Origin of the sequence: Shewanella sp. Isolate8, assembly GCF_022398495.1 — a bacterium.
Taxonomy (GTDB): domain Bacteria; phylum Pseudomonadota; class Gammaproteobacteria; order Enterobacterales; family Shewanellaceae; genus Shewanella; species Shewanella aquimarina.
The window spans coordinates 282,364-301,558 of record NZ_JAKEVI010000004.1; the positions used below are offsets into that span (position 1 = coordinate 282,364).

The 19,195-nt window shown below is 54.9% G+C and carries 19 protein-coding genes; 12 read left to right on the forward strand and 7 right to left on the reverse strand.

Going from position 1 to position 19,195, the window contains the following annotated elements:
- Position 1: 1 nt before the first annotated feature.
- Complete coding sequence (locus tag L1D43_RS17600; RefSeq protein ID WP_239853707.1) at positions 2-1,432, reverse strand: sigma-54 dependent transcriptional regulator; 1,431 nt, start codon at positions 1,430-1,432, stop codon at positions 2-4.
- A gap of 231 nt (positions 1,433-1,663) precedes the next feature.
- Between L1D43_RS17600 and L1D43_RS17605 the strand changes: the two genes are divergently transcribed.
- The 8 genes from L1D43_RS17605 (at position 1,664) to mutM (ending at position 8,690) form a co-directional block, all read left to right on the forward strand.
- A complete protein-coding gene (locus tag L1D43_RS17605) occupies positions 1,664-2,476 on the forward strand; it encodes a substrate-binding domain-containing protein (protein ID WP_239853713.1) in 813 nt (270 codons plus the stop codon).
- On the forward strand, positions 2,473-3,180 hold the full coding sequence (locus L1D43_RS17610) for an ABC transporter permease (RefSeq protein WP_011867478.1): 708 nt from the start codon (positions 2,473-2,475) through the stop codon (positions 3,178-3,180). Before L1D43_RS17605 ends, L1D43_RS17610 begins: the two co-directional genes overlap by 4 nt.
- Before the next feature lie 2 nt (positions 3,181-3,182).
- Positions 3,183-3,899, forward strand: a complete 717-nt coding sequence (locus L1D43_RS17615) for an energy-coupling factor ABC transporter ATP-binding protein (RefSeq protein ID WP_239853714.1) — start codon at positions 3,183-3,185, stop codon at positions 3,897-3,899.
- The gene (gene mobA / locus L1D43_RS17620; protein ID WP_239853715.1) at positions 3,883-4,473 is read left to right on the forward strand and encodes a molybdenum cofactor guanylyltransferase MobA; all 591 of its coding nucleotides are present in this window, start codon (positions 3,883-3,885) and stop codon (positions 4,471-4,473) included. The genes L1D43_RS17615 and mobA overlap by 17 nt, the downstream gene beginning before the upstream one ends.
- Before the next feature lie 14 nt (positions 4,474-4,487).
- Positions 4,488-6,287, forward strand: coding sequence for a bifunctional molybdopterin-guanine dinucleotide biosynthesis adaptor protein MobB/molybdopterin molybdotransferase MoeA (locus L1D43_RS17625; protein WP_239853716.1), 1,800 nt, complete (start codon positions 4,488-4,490; stop codon positions 6,285-6,287).
- 61 nt (positions 6,288-6,348) lie between these two features.
- A complete protein-coding gene (gene moaA, locus L1D43_RS17630; RefSeq protein ID WP_239853717.1) occupies positions 6,349-7,335 on the forward strand; it encodes a GTP 3',8-cyclase MoaA in 987 nt (328 codons plus the stop codon).
- A gap of 63 nt (positions 7,336-7,398) precedes the next feature.
- Positions 7,399-7,851, forward strand: a complete 453-nt coding sequence (locus L1D43_RS17635; protein ID WP_239853718.1) for a hypothetical protein — start codon at positions 7,399-7,401, stop codon at positions 7,849-7,851.
- 23 nt (positions 7,852-7,874) lie between these two features.
- Positions 7,875-8,690 carry a bifunctional DNA-formamidopyrimidine glycosylase/DNA-(apurinic or apyrimidinic site) lyase gene (gene mutM / locus L1D43_RS17640; RefSeq protein WP_239853719.1) on the forward strand — a complete coding sequence of 272 codons (816 nt, stop codon included), beginning with the start codon at positions 7,875-7,877 and terminating at the stop codon, positions 8,688-8,690.
- Between the two features lie 124 nt (positions 8,691-8,814).
- On the opposite strand, the gene L1D43_RS17645 is transcribed toward mutM, so the two are convergent.
- A complete protein-coding gene (locus L1D43_RS17645) occupies positions 8,815-10,320 on the reverse strand; it encodes a capsule assembly Wzi family protein (protein ID WP_239853721.1) in 1,506 nt (501 codons plus the stop codon).
- 10 nt (positions 10,321-10,330) lie between these two features.
- Positions 10,331-10,807 (reverse strand): pantetheine-phosphate adenylyltransferase, encoded by a 477-nt coding sequence (gene coaD / locus L1D43_RS17650; protein WP_011867486.1) that lies wholly within the window; start codon positions 10,805-10,807, stop codon positions 10,331-10,333.
- 264 nt (positions 10,808-11,071) lie between these two features.
- Here coaD and L1D43_RS17655 point away from each other — a divergent pair, with 264 nt between their 5' ends.
- Positions 11,072-12,097 carry a glycosyltransferase family 9 protein gene (locus L1D43_RS17655; RefSeq protein WP_239853723.1) on the forward strand — a complete coding sequence of 342 codons (1,026 nt, stop codon included), beginning with the start codon at positions 11,072-11,074 and terminating at the stop codon, positions 12,095-12,097.
- A gap of 138 nt (positions 12,098-12,235) precedes the next feature.
- Here L1D43_RS17655 and L1D43_RS17660 read toward each other — a convergent pair whose 3' ends face one another.
- Together L1D43_RS17660 and L1D43_RS17665 are read right to left on the reverse strand one after the other, a co-directional pair.
- Positions 12,236-12,628 carry an adenylyltransferase/cytidyltransferase family protein gene (locus L1D43_RS17660; protein ID WP_239853731.1) on the reverse strand — a complete coding sequence of 131 codons (393 nt, stop codon included), beginning with the start codon at positions 12,626-12,628 and terminating at the stop codon, positions 12,236-12,238.
- Positions 12,625-13,695 carry a CDP-glycerol glycerophosphotransferase family protein gene (locus L1D43_RS17665; RefSeq protein ID WP_239853733.1) on the reverse strand — a complete coding sequence of 357 codons (1,071 nt, stop codon included), beginning with the start codon at positions 13,693-13,695 and terminating at the stop codon, positions 12,625-12,627. Before L1D43_RS17665 ends, L1D43_RS17660 begins: the two co-directional genes overlap by 4 nt.
- 314 nt (positions 13,696-14,009) lie before the next feature.
- On the opposite strand from L1D43_RS17665, the gene L1D43_RS17670 reads away from it, so the two are divergent.
- The 3 genes from L1D43_RS17670 to L1D43_RS17680 all read left to right on the forward strand — a co-directional run bounded on the left by L1D43_RS17670 (position 14,010) and on the right by L1D43_RS17680 (position 17,001).
- Positions 14,010-15,137 (forward strand): glycosyltransferase family 9 protein, encoded by a 1,128-nt coding sequence (locus tag L1D43_RS17670; RefSeq protein WP_239853734.1) that lies wholly within the window; start codon positions 14,010-14,012, stop codon positions 15,135-15,137.
- Positions 15,138-15,153: 16 nt separating this feature from the next.
- A complete protein-coding gene (locus tag L1D43_RS17675; RefSeq protein ID WP_239853736.1) occupies positions 15,154-16,002 on the forward strand; it encodes a glycosyltransferase in 849 nt (282 codons plus the stop codon).
- A 207-nt stretch (positions 16,003-16,209) separates the two neighbouring features.
- Entirely contained in the window at positions 16,210-17,001 is a 792-nt protein-coding gene (locus L1D43_RS17680) for a glycosyltransferase family 2 protein (protein WP_239853738.1), read from the forward strand.
- On the opposite strand, the gene L1D43_RS17685 is transcribed toward L1D43_RS17680, so the two are convergent.
- Together L1D43_RS17685 and L1D43_RS17690 are read right to left on the reverse strand one after the other, a co-directional pair.
- Positions 16,998-18,107, reverse strand: a complete 1,110-nt coding sequence (locus L1D43_RS17685; RefSeq protein WP_239853740.1) for a glycosyltransferase — start codon at positions 18,105-18,107, stop codon at positions 16,998-17,000. The two genes, L1D43_RS17680 and L1D43_RS17685, sit on opposite strands and share 4 nt — an antisense overlap.
- Complete coding sequence (locus L1D43_RS17690) at positions 18,097-19,173, reverse strand: hypothetical protein (protein ID WP_239853741.1); 1,077 nt, start codon at positions 19,171-19,173, stop codon at positions 18,097-18,099. Before L1D43_RS17690 ends, L1D43_RS17685 begins: the two co-directional genes overlap by 11 nt.
- Positions 19,174-19,195 lie beyond the last annotated feature (22 nt).

A 19,195-nucleotide genomic window follows, 5' to 3' on the forward strand; every position in this document is an offset into this window, starting at 1 on the left:
GTTATTCTTCCTCGAGGTTATTGAGTTCGAACCACTCTTTATATTTACGATCCAGTGTCTTACGGGAAACTCCGAGATCACGCGCGGCGGCAGACTTATTGCCCTGATACAGGTCGACTACCGAGGTCACATGGTGTTTCTCCACCTCTTTAAGCGACCAGTCAAGGGGATAACCCAGCTCGCCCGCCACCTCTGACTTGGGCTGCTGCTTCCAATATTCCGCCGGCGGCTTACCCAGGAGGATACAGCGCTCTATCATGTTGCGCAGCTCACGTATGTTGCCCGGCCACTCATGCTGTTGCAGCTTGAGCATATCCTCGTGGCTCCATACCACCTCCTTGACCCCCAGCTCGGCGGCCAGCAGGCGGGTGAAGTGATGGGTCAGCTCCACCACATCTTCCGGGCGTTCCCGCAGCGGCGGGATCACTATGTCGAGCACATTGAGTCGATAGAAGAGATCGCGTCTGAAGTTACCGGCCTCCACCTCGTCCGCCAGCTTGCGGTTGGTGGCCGCCAGCACCCGGACATCGATATTGATCTCTTTCTCGCTGCCCACGGGGCGTATGGTGCGTTGCTCCAGCACCCTCAGCAGGGCCGTCTGCATCTTGAGCGGCATCTCGCCGATCTCGTCGAGGAAGATGGTGCCGCCCGAGGCGAAGCTGAACAAACCTTCACGGTTGCCCTTGGCGCCGGTGAAGGAGCCGGCGGCATGACCAAAGAGTTCACTCTCCAGCAGTTCGGGGGCGATAGCGCCACAGTTGACTGGCACGAATGGTCCCTGACGACCGCTGAGCAGATGCAGCTGTCTGGCCACCAGCTCCTTACCCGTGCCTGATTCGCCTTCGATCAGAATAACTGCGTTGGTGGGCGCCACTCTCTCGATCACATGTTTCACCTCCATCATGGCATCGCTGCTGCCTATGATGGTGGAGGATTGGCCGATGGAGACCTCGCGGCGCAGCATGAGGTTTTCGCGCTTGAGCAGACGACGCTCGATGCAGCGGTCAACCGCCTTCATCATCTGCTCCAGGTGGAACGGCTTCATAATAAAGTCGGAGGCGCCGGCGCGCAGCGCCTTGATGGCCACGTCCATATCGGCATAGCCGGTCATGAAGATGATGTCTGAGCGCCGCTCCTGATCGCTCAGCGCCTCGTCCCACTCGATGCCGGAACGGCCCGGCAGGCGAATATCGACGATCAGCAGATCGAAGTGACAGCGGCTCCTGAGCTGCTCGGCATCTTCGACGCTGCCGGCGGTTTCCACCAGGGCAAACTTCTTCGACAGCGCCTTCTTCAGAAAGCTGCGCATGCCCGGCTCATCGTCGACGATAAGCACAGATACGGCGGAAGGTAGGGGCTTCATCTCTTTATTGGGCTGGCTCATATTGTCTTCTTTTGGACATTTTGACTCATATTGAACAGATTCTAGCATCAAACCTCGGCCAATTGGTCACCCTGAACCAGTAGAATCGCGCTCTGGGACATTATGTCTGGAGACAATTTACCGAGCTTGCGATCTGCTTCACACTTTGTTGGCAACTTGTGAGCTTTTTTTGCAGATAATGGATCTGGCACTATTTTTGCTGAAACAGTCTCGTTATTTACACATGATCCGCGTGATCTCGGCAAAATCACGCACTCAAGCAGATGCCAAGGAGCAAAAATGCTAAAGCTAAAATCGATACTCAGCCTAGCGATCGTCGCCAGTGCCCTAACGTTAACCTCTGCCCAGGCAGAAGAGGTGATCAAACTGGCCACCACTACCAGCACAGAAAACTCTGGCCTACTCAGCCACCTACTGCCTAAGTTTGAGCAGGAGTCTGGCTACAAGGTACAGGTTATCGCCACAGGTACTGGTAAAGCACTTAAACTTGCTCGTCAGGGCGACGTGGACGTGGTGATGACTCACGCCCCGGCTGCCGAAGCCAAATTCGTTAATGAAGGCTATGGCATGATGCCACGCGGCATCATGGAAAACGATTTTGTGATCTTGGGCCCGAAAAACGACCCAGCGAAGATCCGTAGCAGTAAGACAGCCGAAGAGGCCTTTGCTAAAATAGCCGACTCTGGCGTGGGCTTCGTCTCTCGCGGTGACAACTCGGGTACCAACATGAAAGAGTTGATCATCTGGAAAGGCGCCAAGGTCGAGCCAACATTTAACGGCTACCGCGCCGTGGGCCAAGGCATGGGTAAGACACTGCTGATGGCCAACGAGCTACAAGCCTACACACTGTCTGACCGCGGCACTTTCGTGGCCTACAAGGCGAAGCTAGATCTCGCGGTTGACTATGATGGCGGTAAGACACTGGCGAACCCCTATCAAATCATGTTGATCAACCCTGAGAAATACCCAGATCTGAACCACAAAGGTGCTAAGGCGCTGAGTGACTGGCTGATCGGCAACGAAGCCCAAGGCATGATTAACAGCTACACCGTACAGGGTGAGCAACTATTTAAGGCAACATATAGCGAATGAGTGAAGGCTGGTTAGCCCTAATACAGCAGGCGTTGAGCCTGCTGTTTTCATTAGATCCCGATGTTTGGTCTATCGTCAGCGTCTCCTTTTCTGTCTCTCTGGCTGCGCTGGCGATCACCCTTATTCCCTCTATGATACTGGGCTTCGTGCTGGCCTTCGCCCGCTTCCCCGGACGCTGGTTTGCAACGAATCTGGTACAGACGACCCAATCTATCCCCACAGTGGTGATCGGCCTCTTGGTCTATCTGATGCTTACCCGCATGGGCCCACTGGGCGATCTAAAATGGCTATTTACCCAGAAAGGCATGATACTGGGACAGATGATGATCTGCGCCCCCGTGTTAATCGCCATGAGTCAGGCCGCCTTTACCAGCGTAGACAAGCGTGCCTGGGAAACCTCACGCACCTTAGGTGCCTCCTGGCTGCGTTCCGTCTGGCTGGTGTGCCGGGAACTCAAGGTACCGCTATTGATGGCCATAGTCGCGGCCTTTAGCCGCATCCTCACCGAGGTGGGTTGTTCCATGATGGTGGGCGGCAACATCGCCGGTGTCACCCGAAATATCCCCACCGCCATCGCCCTGGAAACCAGCAAGGGCGACTTCGCCCAGGCCATCGCCCTGGGACTAGTACTGCTTATCCTGGCCTTAGTGCTCAACTTCACGCTCGGGACCCTCAGGGGCAGAGCCGAACCGAGGAGCCTTTAATCATGGTCAAGATCATCGCCAACAACATAGAGATGCGCTTCGGCAGCCGCCTGTTATACCGCTTCGATCGCCTCAGTCTGGCCCAACATCAGACCATACACCTGCAGGGTGACAATGGCAGCGGCAAGACGACCCTGATGAAGATGCTAGCTGGTCTACAGGCACCAAGCCTAGGTGAGATCCACACAGAAGGCTTTGCGCCTACCCCCTGGTGGCGCCGCAATCCCTTGCTGGGCAAGGCGGTCTATCTGCACCAACACCCCTATCTGTTTGACGGTAGCGTGGCCTACAACCTCAACTATGTGCAGCCCCTTTGCGACATGACGGAACAGGAGATCGCCTCGCGTACCCAGACGGCTATCGAGATGGCCCAGCTTGGCGGCCTGCTCAACCAGAGAGCCGCAAGCCTTTCCGGCGGCGAGCGTCAACGCCTGGCCATAGCCCGCGCCTGGATCATGCGCCCGCACCTGCTGATGCTGGACGAGCCCACCTCCAACATGGACAAGCTGTCCCAGCAACTGGTGCTCACCATGGTCAGCCATCTTAAACAGCAAGGCACAGGCATGCTGATTTCCAGCCATCAGAGCTGCTTGCTCACAGGCCTGTGCGAGCAGACCTGGCAGATCCAAAACCAGGCTATTCAGGTCAGCCCATCAAGCCTTGATGAGCGCCCCTTCACCCCATCACAGCAGGAGCTGAGATATGTCACCGCAAATTGATGCCGTGATCCTTGCCGGCGGCATGGCCAGACGCATGGACGGCAACGACAAGGGACTGGTCGAGTTAAACGATCAGCCGATGATAAAACACGCAATCGACAGGATAAAACCTCAGGTTAAGCAGATCCTGATCAACGCAAATCGCAATCAGGACCGCTATGCTGAGTTTGGTTATCCGGTACTGAGCGACGAAGACTCGGGTTATCTGGGGCCGCTGGCCGGCATGATCACCGCACTGGGGCAGACCCAGGCCGACTACCTTATGGTGGTGCCCTGTGACTGTCCGCTGCTGCCGACGGATCTGGTGCCGCGCATGCTCGCCGCCATAGAGACCCAAGGGGCCGAGATGGCCGTGGCCAGCGACGGCAAGCGAGAACAACCTGTGGTGCTACTGATGAAACCGGCGCTGCGAGAATCAATGAAGGCCTTCTTAGATGCAGGCGAGCGTAAGATCGATTTCTGGTATGCCAAACACCACTGCGTGGTGTGTGACTTCTCCGATCAGCCCAATGCGTTCGTGAACGTCAACACGCCAGAACAAAAACAACAACTTTCCGAGGCAATTGCCCACTAAAAATAGAGGTGTACATGAGCGTACCGTTTAACAATCCACTGCCGATCCCCGTCCTCGGATTTTGCGCCTACAGTGGCACAGGCAAGACTACACTGCTAAAGAAGCTGATCCCCGAACTCAATCACCGGGGCCTGCGTCTAGCCGTTGTCAAACACGCTCATCATAACTTCGATGTGGATATTCCCGGCAAGGACAGCTACGAGATGCGCAAGGCTGGTGCCCGCCAGATGCTGGTCGCCTCCCACGTGCGTTGGGCGCTGATGACGGAAGATCCGGTAGAGGATGCGCCAGAACTACCCCACCTGCTGGCGCAAATTGAAGCCGATAAAGTAGATATCGTCCTGGTGGAGGGCTTCAAGAAGCTGGCCCTGCCCAAGATAGAGCTTCACCGCGCCGCCCATGGCAAACCTTTTATCCATACCCATGACGACAACATTCAGGCCATTGCCTGCTGCGACGAGACTGAGCTGCCTTCAGACCTTAGACGGCTAGATATCAACGATGTGGGCCAGATAGCCGACTTCGTTATCGAATACGCCAACAACTGGCGACCCTGCACGCCATCGCTCCCCCTCGCGCCCGAGTGCGGCTGCGAACTCGATACCAGCAAGACGCTGTCGGTGAGACAGGGGATAGATAAAATTCTTTCTTATGTCACGCCAGTCTCTGCCAGCGAAGAGGTGGCCATCGATGACAGCACAGACAGGGTTTTGGCCGAGGATGCCATCTCACCAGTGGACGTGCCCCAACATACCAACTCGGCGATGGACGGTTTCGCCTTCGCCTATTCAGATCCCATGCTAGCCAGCTACACCTTGGTGGGCGATGTGATGGCCGGTCACAGCTATCAGGGCACACTCAAGCCCGGCGAGGCGGTGCGCATCATGACGGGCGCCCCCATGCCTGAGGGTGCCGATACTGTGCAGATGAAAGAGATGGCAGAGGATCGCGGCGACGCCGTCAGCTTCCAGGGCAAGATCAGCCTAGGACAACACGTTCGCCAGGCCGGTGAAGATATCGCCAAGGATCACACGGCGCTGGGGGCCGGAAACAGACTCAAGGCCGCCCATCAGGGCATGCTGGCCTCGCTCGGCTTCGGCAGGCTGCCCGTATATCGTCGCCCTAAGGTCGCGGTATTCTCAACAGGTGACGAGGTATGCCAGCCGGGCGAGCCATTGAAACCCAACTGCATCTACGATTCCAACCGCTTCACCATCAAGTCCATGGTGAAACAGCTGGGCTGTGAGGTGATCGACCTCGGTATCATCGAAGATAGCGAGGCAGCGCTCATTGACGCCCTGCAAGGCGCGGCGCAGCAGGCCGATGTGGTAATAAGCTCGGGTGGCGTCTCGGTAGGCGATGCCGACTTCATCAAGTTAGCGCTCGCCAAGGTGGGACAGATCAACTTCTGGCGCATCAACATGCGTCCGGGCAGACCCCTGGCCTTCGGCCAGATAGGCGATAGCCTCTTCTTCGGCCTACCGGGCAACCCTGTGGCCGTGATGGTCTCCTTCATGCAATTCGTGCAGCCGGCGCTGCGCAAGTTGGCGGGAGAACTGGAATGGGCACCGACATTGGTGCCAGCCATCGCCGACTGTGCGCTACGCAGCCGCAGCGGCCGTACCGAGTTCACCCGTGGCATCTATCATCTGGGCAGCGATGGCCGCCTACATGTCACCAGCACGGGGGCCCAGGGCTCAGGCATGTTGAGCTCAATGGTGAAGGGAAACTGCCTTATCGTGATCGCCGAGAAAGATGAGCAGCTCAACGTGGGCGATACCGTTTATATTCAACCCTTTGCCGATCTCTTATAGACGACAATAGCAACAGCCAGGCGGGCAAGCAGCCCTTACCCGCCGCCCTAGGTGATTCTGTATGAGTTTAATCGTCGATACCTTTGGCCGTACGGTCGAATATCTCCGCCTCTCGGTGACCGACAGATGCGATTTTCGCTGCGTCTACTGTATGAGCGAAGATCCCTGCTTTCTCGACAGAGAGCAGGTGCTCAGCCTGGAGGAGCTGGCCTGGATAGGTCAGGCCTTTACCGAGCTGGGGGTGAAGAAGATCCGCCTCACCGGCGGCGAGCCCTTAGTACGCACCGATTGCGACCAGTTGGTCAAACTGCTGGGCCAGCTTCCCGGCCTCAAAGAGCTGTCCATGACCACCAATGGCTCGCGCCTGAGTAAGTTTGCCAGCAAGATGCATGAGGCGGGCCTGAGCCGCCTCAACATCAGCTTAGATACCCTAAAACCCGAGCTGTTTACCCAGCTGACCCGCAACGGCAATCTGGAGCGGGTGATCCAGGGGATCGATGCCGCCAAGGCAGCGGGCTTCAGCCGCATCAAGATCAATGCCGTGATCCTGCGCGGTCAGAATGACGATGAGGTATTGGATCTCATCGAGTTTTGCCGCGAGCGCGAACTGGATATCGCCTTCATCGAGGAGATGCCCCTTGGGATCATCGACGAGCGCAAGAAGAGCCGTCACTGTAGCAGCGACGAGGTTAAGGCGATTATCAGCCAGCGCTATCCACTCAGCGTGTCTGACAAACGCACCGGCGGCCCGGCCCGCTACTACACCATGCCCGGCAGCAGCATACATGTAGGCTTCATCTCGCCCCACAGCAATAACTTCTGCCACGAGTGTAACCGGGTACGTGTCACGGTTGAGGGACGCCTGCTGCTCTGCCTGGGCAATGAAAACTCGGTAGATCTCAAGGCGATCGTCAGGGAATACCCGGGCGATATCGCGCGCCTGAAACAGGCGATTCTCGAGGGGATTAAGCACAAACCCAAGGAGCACCACTTCGGCCCCGAGGGAGAAACCCAGATCCTGCGCTTTATGAATGCCACCGGCGGCTGATGCCCTGGGCCATTTTCGATGATAGACTCGTACACATCTTACATTGATTGATGCTGACTCGAGATGGCCCTGACCAGAAGAAAATGGAATAACATCATCATCTTCGCCTCCATCGCCATGGTGGCGATACTCACCTTTTTAGATCGTCAACGCCAGACGATCCCTGATGACGCCCAGCCACTGTTCGATCAACAGGCGCCGCTGGCTCAGCTGCAATATGATGACCTCTGGCTGGCCGAGCAGGGCTTTGGCTGGCAGTGTGACCCTCAGGTGCTCAACTGCCGCCAGTGGGCCGAGGCCTGGGGAGGCATACTGGTCTCTCCTATCGCTAAGCCCACAGACCTAAGCACACAAGCCCACGAACTGGTGCTGCAGATCCGCGACATAGAGACGCCGCAGCTCTGGCTCTTCTATCCCGGTGAGGGGCTACTCAGCTCTCCCGCCGGTAATTGGTACCAGGTTCCGCCGAGTCTGCGCCCGCAGCTTGCGCCGATCCTCAAGCTCGATAACCCCTAAACAAGTTAAACGAAGAGATTTATATGCCCGAACTCCCCGAAGTCGAAGTGACCCGCCAAGGGATCTCCCCCCACCTGCTGGATCAGGAGGTCACGGGATTAACCGTGCGCAACGCATCGCTGCGCTGGCCCGTACCCGAGGTAGCCCAGCAGATAGTGGGACAGACCATCAGAGGCATACGCCGCCGCGCCAAATACCTGCTGCTGGATACCGATGCCGGCACCACCATAGTTCACCTTGGCATGTCCGGCAGCCTGCGAATTCTGCCCAAGTCGACGCCAGTGGAGAAGCATGACCATATCGATCTGGAACTTGCCAGCGGCAAGGTGCTCAGGTTTAACGATCCCAGACGCTTCGGCGCCTGGCTCTGGTGCGAGCTGCCAGAAGCCGCCCACCCCTTGCTGGCCAAACTAGGCCCAGAGCCTCTGCAATCGGGCTTCAATGTCGACTATCTGGCCAAGGCGCTGGAGGGTAAGAAGAAGGCGGTCAAGCTGTGCCTGATGGACAATCATATCGTGGTAGGCGTAGGGAATATCTATGCCAACGAGGCCCTGTTTGCCGCCGGCATACACCCCCAGGCCGAGGCGGGACGAATAGATAGGGAGCGGCTAACCGTGCTGGTTGCCGAGGTGAAACAGATACTGACTCAGGCGATCAAACAGGGGGGAACCACTCTAAAAGATTTCACCAACGCCGAGGGAAAACCCGGTTATTTCGCCCAGAAGCTACATGTTTACGGCCGCGGCGGCGAGACCTGCACCCAATGCGGCAACCTGCTGAGCGAGATAAAACTCGGCCAAAGGGCCACCGTCTTCTGCGGTCTGTGTCAGCCACGCTAGGACCTGCCAGGATAACCAGCCTGAGCAAATCCCTGCAGCGAAAAGCAAAAAGGCTGACAAGATGTCAGCCTTTTTAATTACTCGTTTTCAGCTAAAGCCTTAGCTAAACAACTATTCTAAACATTTAGAAGCGATACTCATAACTGCCGAACAGGGTCGCATTGGTATCCTTGTCTTCCACCTCAAATTCTGACTGAGACACAGTGCCGCCCAGGCTCATCATCCCCTTCCAGATCGGCAGGCGATAGCTAAGCTCTAGCATCAGCAGATCTTCCTTTCGCGGCTGAGGTGCCCAACCATTATTGACGGTTTTACCATCCTTGTTCAGCTGAGCGAAGCGCAGCAGAGAGGTGAAACCATGGCTATTGGCAAACTGACCGATAAGCCCCAACACATACACGTTGGCGTCGCTGTCATAGGTGCTGCCGAGCGAGCGGCCATAGTAGCGCGAGCCACTCTTGTAGGTGCTGTGCTCGTAGAAGCAGTTAAAGGCATTCTGGTTCTCACCACAGGCCACCATAGTATCTGAGTACTCGAAGAAGAGTTTATACTGCTGCGAGTCGAACTCGAAACGGGTATCGGCACCGAACAGCTTGGCGCAGTCGGCCAGGTCCCACGGCATGGGGCCGCTCGAGTCTTCACAGGTGCGCTCTAAATAGAGGCCGACAGGAATGTCGAACCAGGTATCGGCGTAACGAATATCGAAGCCCGCCATCTGGTTGCCTATCTTAGACTGCAAGGCAGGATCACAGCTCGCCTCACCATTCACACAGGTGGTATTACCGGCGATGGCATCGAACAGGGTAGATAGGCCGCACTCCTCGTCCTCACCACAGAACATGGTGGTCCATGAGATCCCCATCTCCAGCTGTCTCAAGGGGCGAATGGTACCGCGAAAGTTCCACAGCAGCGGATTGGCAACGGCACGCTCTTCTTCCAGATAGCTGATGCCAGTGGTCAATGTCCATGGGCCTATCCAGGAGAGCCAGGGCGTCTCGAACGCCGCGGCGTTATTGCGGCTTAGCATCAGGCTAGGCAGCGGACGGGCGTTGTTGGAGCGATGCAGCGCGGTATCGAATCCCGGTCCCCACCATTGATCCACGGCGCCGGCCGTTACCATCCAGTTACCCAGAGCCACCGCAAAATAGGAGTCATCCAGGCGAATTTCTTTCTCATCCATGGGATCATAGTGGGCCGAGGCCGCTAGCTTAAAGGCAAACCTGTCACCCAGATACTCGTGGGACGCCTGCACCTCTGCCTTCTCGCGATAGTCAGAACCGAAATGCTGGAAGCGCGCCGGATCGCTGCCACCGGCCGCCTTGATGCGGGTGTTGCCGCGATTCTCAACGGCGTTGCGATAGTAGAAGTTCACCCGGGCAAACGCGGTGGCGAGACCCGGCGACAGCACTGAGGGTTCCACCTTGCTCAGATCGCTCCCAATCCCAGACCACATCAGGGGGTAAGTATTTACCGGCACTGTAATGACACCGGCGTCGGCGAGCGCCTGAATATCGGCTCTGAGATAGATATCAGACACATCGACCCAGGGAGCCGCACTCGCTAAAGAGGCGATCAGCAGGCTTAGCGCCGCGACCCCTCCTACAACATAAGCTTTGATTTTTTCCATCATGACGGGCAAATTAATCCTTTTTTTGCAGCGCTTTGGCTACTTCTTCATGCACAAATTGACTGACATCACCACCGTGTAATGCCACCTCTTTCACCAGGGTCGAAGAGATAAACGAGTTCTCTTCGGCCGGCGTTAAGAATACGCTTTCCAGATCGGCGCTCAGGCGCCTGTTCATGTTGGCAAGCTGAAACTCATATTCGAAATCTGACACCGCCCGCAAGCCACGCACCAGGACGCTGGCATTTTGCTCCTTAGCAAAGTCCACCAGCAGACCACTAAAGCCAACCACCTCGACATTGTCCAGATGCTCGGTCACCCGCTTCACCAGCTTGACCCGCTCCTCCAGACTAAACCTAGGCTGTTTTGAGGGGTTAGCGGCTATGCCGATCACCACCTGCTTAAACAATTTCGCCGCACGCTCGATGAGGTCGGTATGACCGTTAGTGACAGGATCGAATGTTCCGGGATAAATGGCTTTCGTGTGCATGTTTAGCAGACCTAATTCGCGTCGTAATGGCGCCTAGTTTAACGAGTTTCCCTCCGGGATTGAACCACCGGCATCGAATTGTTTATTGGTGAAAAAATCGTTAGAAGCTACAGTTTGTATCATTAGTGTAAAAATGCCATGGGAAGATACCTAGTGAGGCTCACGCCGATGCTATGATAAACAAGATTGACCGTCATTCTCCGCACGCTTGTTTTAAGCATTCTGTCGTAGCGAATAACAATCCCCCATCAGATAAGTTTTCATATGATTAAGAGCGTACTAGTCATTCGAAATGACAAAATTGGCGATTTCGTTAACACCTGGCCCGCACTCTACCAGCTTAAGCAGGCACTCCCCCACGCCAGCATAGAGGTGTTTGTCGATCCGGCTCTAAAAGAGTTCGCAAAGGCCTGCCCATATGTAGACCATGTCATCGTAGACAACGGTGACGACAAGGCGATCACCAAAGCCTTTGCCGCTCGCCATTACGACGCGGCCATCGTATCTCGCTCGCAAATCCGGACCTACCGACTGCTACGTAAGCTCAATATTCCCTACAAACTAGCTCCCAAGCTCAACTGGTATCAATATCTGTATCGACACAGAGCCAGCATAGCTGTGCCTAAGGGGCTAGGCGGCTGGCGCAAGAGCTGCATGATGGTCGAACACTTCCTCGCAGACCACCAGATACCAATACCTAAGCTGCCGACACGCTACTGGGATCTCTCACACAAGAGAAGCATGTGGCAGGACTACTATGGCCAGCAGGGCGAGGAGCGACTGATCTTCGCCCACCCAGGCACTGGCGGCTCGGCCAACAGCATCTCCCCAGAGAACTTTGCGGCCCTACTGGCGCAGGTAGATAGACTGACCAACATAAACTGTAAGTTCGTGCTGACCTACAGTGGCCAGGAGATTGAACTAGCTAAGGAGATCTATGCTCAGCTGAGTGCTATGGGGATTAAGGTGGTGATGGCTAGGCCGCTCACCAACCTTGCCGATTTCGCGAAATCTCTGGTGGCAGCGGATATGTTTATGGCGGGCTCCACCGGCCCCTTACATATCGCCGGGCTGCATAATGTGCCCACAGTCGGCTTCTATGCGGGCAGGCGCTCGGCACCCAAGGTGCGCTGGCAAACCCTGACCCAGAGTGATAAGCGTTTGGCCTTTACCCCACCCATAGGTCGAAAGACAGGTAGAAACATGGCGCTCATCGATTTAGATCTGGCTGCTAAGGAGATCGCCAGCTTTCTTAATACCCAGTATGCGAAGCTGCAGGCTGTCGGCTAAGCTAGCGGCGAAGAGAAAAAGTGTTTGAGCTAACCGAAGGGAATGCCATCAAAGACCCGCATAAGGCAGAAGTCATTCCCCCATGAAAAAAGCCCCAGGTAATCACCCCAGGGCTTCTATTATTCATCAGCCATATGGCTATTTAATTTCCCTGACAACTTCAATCAGCTGAGTCGTCGATATCGCAGGGGTACGCGGCAGATAGACGACCTGACACAGGGGCTTGAGATGGTCAAACTTGCCTTGCCAATCATCCCCCATCACCAAAATATCGGCCTTATGCGCCTTGATATAGTCGGCCTTCAGCTCGAGGGATTCCTCCAGAAATACCTCATCGACACAGGCAAGCGCCTTGACGATGCGCATTCTGTCATGCTCGTTACAGATGGGGTAGCGCTGTTTCTTGGAGAAATTCAGTGCATCCGATGAGACGCCGACCGTCAGGTGCTGCCCTAACTCTCTGGCGCGCTCGATAATGTTGAGATGTCCGATATGAAACATATCGAAGGTCCCGAAAGTAATAATTCTCATGAAGCCTCTTCGGACAAAAGATAATCTACGATGCGCTGACTGCAGTGGCCATCAACCTGACCGGCCAACTCTAAGGTGTACTGCGCCCGCTTGGCGGCAAATGATCCAGGCTCGGCGATCTGCTGATCGACTACGGCTTTTAGGTCCCTGTATGACGCCGCGTGGGCGGCCACGCCGGCATAGCGGTAAAGATCTTCATCCATGCGATTCTTGAAACGGAAGCTTAGGATGCCGCGATAACTCCAGCGCAGGTGATAGAAGTCGCACCAGACCACAGGCTTATCCAGGGCGGCAAACTCAAACAGCGCCGATGAGGCGTCGCTGATCAAGAGATCGGCACTGGCCATGAAAGGCAAAAGGTTTGCCTGCTCCACTGGGGCCAGATAGACATTATCGAAGGCCCCCCAATGCTCCAGCAGTCGCTTCTGCTTCTTATAGCTGGGCTTGCTCAAGGAAAAATAATGCGGCTTTAGCAATATGTTGTATTCGCTAAAGGCACTTGGCCAATCTTTAGCCATCTTCTCAATGCTGCTGGGATAGAAGGTTGGGGCATAGAGCAAGGTCGGCTTGGCAGGGTCTAAACCTAACGCCGCCAGATCCAGCCCAGTCTCATTGCCCTGAACGATAGGATCCAGTTTGGCATAACCGGTATCGATAAAAGTTTTGTGAGGATAGAGTTGCTGCAGGCGCTTGAGGCGGTATTCCCCCTCGACGAAACGCACATCCATATCCGACTCGGACACAGTGTAATAGCATGCCTTAGGGCCTATGCCATGTTGCATCAAGGCGGTCTTACAGATCCCCTTAAGCTTGGCCGCCGCATCGAAACTATTACCGAAGATCACCCAGCTAGGTTTCTCTTTCAGGTAGTAGGCAAGCGCCTCCTCTTGCGAGTCGACCCAATGCGCCTCCAGGTCATTCTGCGCCACTAGGGCATCGAGCGCCGCCTGTTGATCCTGACTGCGATAGATCACGAAACGCACCAGCTGCCCACGAGCCTGCAACTCCTTCATGACGGGCAAATACTGCGGCAAATAGTATGGATGCAGAACATCAAAACAGATCACAATCAATCTTCTCGCTGGTTATAGAAACCTATGACCCGGCGCGAGGGACAGCAAATTGCCACCAAACACTCGACCCAGCCTCAGTCTATCAATGGGCATACTGGCGCAGATTGTAACACATTCCATTAATACTACAGCCAATTTGTCACCTCTCCAGGCGAAAGCCTGACCAGTAGCGCCGAGTTCTAAGCGATGAGTCACAAACTGATCCGAAACCAGCGCTTTACCTCTCGCAAATAGCCCTTGGCCAAGGTTTTATCTGCCTTCAAAGCCATGTATCCTTAAGCCACTTTCATTTTATCGGCTAGGGCACAATGTCTCTTATTCCCAATGAGCGATTAGCACAGGCAAAACGCCTCCTCTTTATGTCACCGCTGGCACTGGGCGATTTTCTCTATATCAAGACCTTTCTGGCGGCACTCAAGCAGCAACAGCCGCACCTAGAGGTCGACATCTGGCTCGACGACAACCGCAACAACCAAGACAGCTGGCGTCTCTCGCGCAGCAAGATTATGCAGCAGTGGATAGCCGCCGAGCCCGCCTTTAGCCGCAGCTATGGCTGCAGTGACAGCAAGGCGATGCAAGACCAACAGGTCGAAGCGGCTAAGGCACTCGGCTACGACTTAGTGATCACTCACTCTGGCAGCAAGAGCGAGCAATTCTCAGCCCTGGCCAGACGCATCTGCCCCAAGGGTTTTATCGTCACCAGCCTGGCCAAGTCCAAATTTGCTGGCCTGCTCGATCCCTGGTTTTTCCGTCACAGCGATAAGACCTTTAAGATAGACGTAGCGGCCCTCGGCGAGCAGCACCACATTACCGATCGCTACTATCAGCTGCTACACAGCATTACCGGGCTGACGCTGGACAAGTCGGCCTTCATGCCATCGCTGACCATAGCCCCAGAGTATGCCGAGACGGTGCAAACCTGGCTAAATGAGCAGTTTGCCGACCAGCCTCAGGGCAAGCTCTATTTTCTCAATCACCTGTCGACCAACAAGAAGCGCGACTGGCATCAGTCACAGCTGTTTGAGCTGATCGCTCGCCTCACCGAGCAGGCGCCTGATAGCCGTTTCATCGTCAACAGCACGCCGGAAAACTATGACGCCCTGGCTAAGGCGATCGCCAATGAGCCAAGGCTGGTAAACAGCCAGGTCGCCCTCTTTACCGTGCAAGACAACTTCTTCGAACTACCGGCCATGATCGCCGCCGCCGATATGGTGATCACGGTAGAAACCGCCATCATGCATTTCGCCACCGCCAGTCAACGACCGCTTATCGCCATGATGCGACAGAAGAAGCCCTACTGGGCACCGCCAGAAACGGCGAGTTCCAAAGTGCTATACGCCTCGATGGGCAAGGGATATGTCAGCGATATCGGCGTCGATGAGGTGATGGCTACACTCGCCAAAATGCCAGATGTCAGCGCTAAGTTAACTTCATAACAGCCAAGGTTCCATTATGAAAAAAGCTATCTTCACTCTCGCCATTGGCGACAACCCCATGTACCGGGCTGCTATTTCGAGCTTTAAACAATATGCAGAAAAGGTTTCTGCCGATCTCATCATCTCAGATCAGCTTCACTACAAGCTCCATGTGAACAACAAGAAATTTGATGCAAGCCCCGCATGGTCTGAAAAGCTATATATGCAAGAAATCTTAAAAGAATATGATCGCGTACTCTATTTAGACGCCGACATGCTGATTTCTCCCTGGGCGGAAAATATCTTTGAACAATGCCCTGACCTCGACGCCGTTTACATGTTCAATGAGGGCGCGCATATAGACAGATCAAAACAGGCAGACCAAATAAATCAAGTGCTTGGCGAAGTAGACTGGCCCCAAGATGATGGCAAGATGATCTATTTTAATTCAGGCATGATATTGGTCTCTAAGCAGACAGGTCTGTTCGATAGCGCCAGCGCAGAAGAGATGCAGAAGATCTGTAACGAGGTGAAATTTTACGATCAAACCTATATCAATTATCTGATTCGTAGAGACAAAATAAGAAGTGTTTGCGTAGATAAACGCTTTAACCGCATGCCGCTATTAGGTAATGAGAATTATCAGGAAGCAAGCTTTATTCATTATGCAGGCAGAGGCTACCGCGGGAAAATCCCCATGAGAGAACTCAAGTATATTGCCGACTACTGCGACATGTATAAAGAGAGTCTGTCAACGTCAGAAATATTAGAATATAAACAACAGGCCTGGCACTGGTACATGCTCAAGCAGCAACGAAAAACCAAGCTCCCTATCCCTCTGCTTAGCTGGATATTTGGTCTGCTACACCCCGCTCAAAAATACTGACAACCCATACAACAAGATAGGGGCTGTTGATACCGCCCCTATATTTACGCTCAGCTCATAATTTGCGCACAAATTCGAAAAAAAAGCGCAACACTCCCCACAATAAAATTACAGCCACAACGCAAATAAAACATAAAAACTAATAAATTCGTATAGTTACATGCTATGGGGTATACAGAGTTTAAGTTTGTCACTTAACTCATTTTTATGTCCATTAGCTTAATTATCACCACCTATAACTGGCCAGCAGCCCTAAATGCCGTCCTCGCCAGCGTCGAGAGACAATCCCGCCTCCCCGACGAGGTGATCATCGCCGACGATGGCTCTGGTCAGGCGACTCGCGATCTTATCGACACACTCAAGGCCAGCTTTCCCGTTCCGCTGATCCACAGCTGGCATGAGGACAGGGGCTTTCGCCTCTCCGCCAGCCGCAATCGCGCCATCGGGCTTGCCAGCTTCGACTACATCATAATGATCGATGGCGACTTAGTGTTGCATCCAGACTTTATCGCCGATCACTTGGCCATCGCCGAACCCGACTGCCTGGTGACGGGAAAGCGAGTCAAGATGGGGCCAGACTTGAGCCGAGAGATATTGGCAGCTAATGTGCGTCCGAGCGTCTTCTCGCCGGGTATCGCGAGGGGAAGGGAGCTGGCACTGCGCAGCCGTTGGCTATGCGAGAAAACTGGCTGGGGCGCCCCCGATTCGATAGAAGGCATACACGGCTGTAATCTCGGCTTCTGGCGACAAGATGCCCTGGCGATCAACGGCTTTAATCAGGCATTCGAGGGATGGGGACCGGAAGACAAGGAGTTTGCCCTGCGCATGTATCACAACGGCAAGTGGCGCAAGCGGGTGAAGTTCTATGCGGTCGCCTTTCATCTTCATCACGAAGAAAGCTGCCGCCACCAACTGACATACAATAACCTGTTGTTTAACGCGACCTTGAAGGACAGATCGATTCGCTGCGCCCAAGGCATTAACGAACTCGGCGGCTAAGCTGGAGAAGGCGGCTCGCAGAGGCTGAGATAATCGGCAACAATTCGCTCGATAGCGACCTCATCGAAGATCTCGCACTGATGAAGAGACGGGTAATGGCATAGGGCCTTATCTATCTTTCGGCTCAAGGCCTCACTGTCCCGCCGCGGCGCAAGATAATCGGCCAACTCACCCGTCAATATCTCATCGGGTCCATGGGGGCATCGAGTGCTCACCACTGGCGTACCGCACATGAGTCCCTCCGCGAGGACATTTCCAAACCCCTCATAATCAGAAGATAAAACCAGCAGCTTAGCGCGCCTGATCCAGGGAAAGGGATTGGCCTGAAAGCCGGGACAGATGATGCGATCGGCCACGCCATGTTTCTTGGCCAGTTTCATCGCCTTCTTAGGGTTATTGCAGAGCAACACCAAGGGCAGAGGTTTTTGCATCTTGGCAAGCGCCTGAAACAGTATGTCGTGGCGTTTCTGGCGCGCGACCCGGCCAACATGGATAAGGTAATCCCCCTTGGGGATATCTGGATTCACCTCTTCCGCCTTTGCCCTTATCGCATCCACATCGAAAGGGTTGTAGATGGTACGCATGCTACGAGGCGCAATTCGCCCGGTCTGGCTAATCTCCCTCGCTATCCCTTTGGAGACGGTGATCAACGCCTGACCATCGAGTGCCTTCTTGGCCCTAAGCATAGTGAGATAGGCCAGCGGCCCGAGCTTACGCTCGCGCTTCAACTCCTCTTCGATAGAGTTATGCACCACGATATAGAGGGGCGCGACGCCTGCCCGAGTCAGCAGGAGGTTGCTCTTGTCCAGATTAGAGAGGATCAGATCGAAGCGACCATGGGCCTGCTCAATCCCCTCTATCCACTGCTTCACCCTAGCAGCCGAGCGCCCTAGTCGCCACCAGGCGATAATGTGCTTGTCCCGTTCATCGAAACAGACATGCAGAGGTATGCCCTCTGGTACCACATAGTCGTAATTCGGGCTGATGACCAAGAGATGCGGTTCGTGACCCAGGCGTTTCATCTCGGTCGCCAGGGTCAGGACAATCTTCTCTGCACCGCCCCCCGCCAGACTATCGATGACGAGGGCTATACGTTTACCGCTCACAGCTCAGCCCCAGGAGTCTAGCGATCTCCGCCATGCAGATATCCAGCCCCTTAGCCTCGGCCTCACTGCCCATATTGGCCCTTAACTGTCCGGCAGTCTGGGGCTCGAGCAGCCGCTGCACCTGAGCACACATGGCATCCAGCTCGATATCACAGCTGAGGGCAAGGCCTCGCTTCACGCAGCTGTCGATCCGCTTGGGTTGATCCTTAGAGACGGCCACCGCCAGCGTCGGCACCTTGAGGGCAATCGCCTGCAGCAGTGTGTCGCCGCCACTAAGCACCGCACCCGCGGCGCCATCGAGCAAATTGATAAACTCCAGGCTAGAGAGTCGCTCTATGGCCACGACGCCCTCTAGCCGAGGCAGAGCCTTGGGATAGTTGGGGCCAAACACCATGACACAGGGGATCCCTGTCTCTCGATAACAGGCCTGTGCCACCTGGGCGAAACGCTCGGCCGCCAGGGTCGAGCCGATATAATGCCCACCGGAGCCGGCGCTATAGAGAAGATAACCTTTAGGCTTTAAACCATACTGCTCCCACAAGGCTTGCTGCAGGACGACATCGGGACGCGCGAAGATCGAACCGGTAAAGATGGGCTCGGGACATTTAATCAGGTTTAACTTGAAGCGCTCGAAACGACTGATATCACCAATCACAAACTCGGGTTGCACCACCCAATGGCTGTCGGTCACTAAGGCTCTTTCGAGCTTCATGCCACGGGCCCGCTTGCGTTTATGCTGGCTAACGAAGACCACCTTGGCTCCGCTGCGACTGGCGTGTTTAAGCTGGGCCTTACGGCCTGCGGCATCGAAGATCACTAAGTCAGGCTTGAGCTGCGATACCAGCTGGTTCACCTCTTTCACCCGCTTGGTGGGCGTGTCATTAACCAGGTGTGTCGGATAGGGGCAATGCTTGGCATAGGGTGCACGACTATTGAGCACAAATTCAACCTGTGCCCCGGGCCAACGTTGCATGATCTCATCGGCCACTATGGTGGAACGCATATATTCACCTATCCCCTCTTCACAGGAGACAGGTACAAACAGAAACTTTGGCGCCACTGACATCGACGATATCCCTAAAAATAAA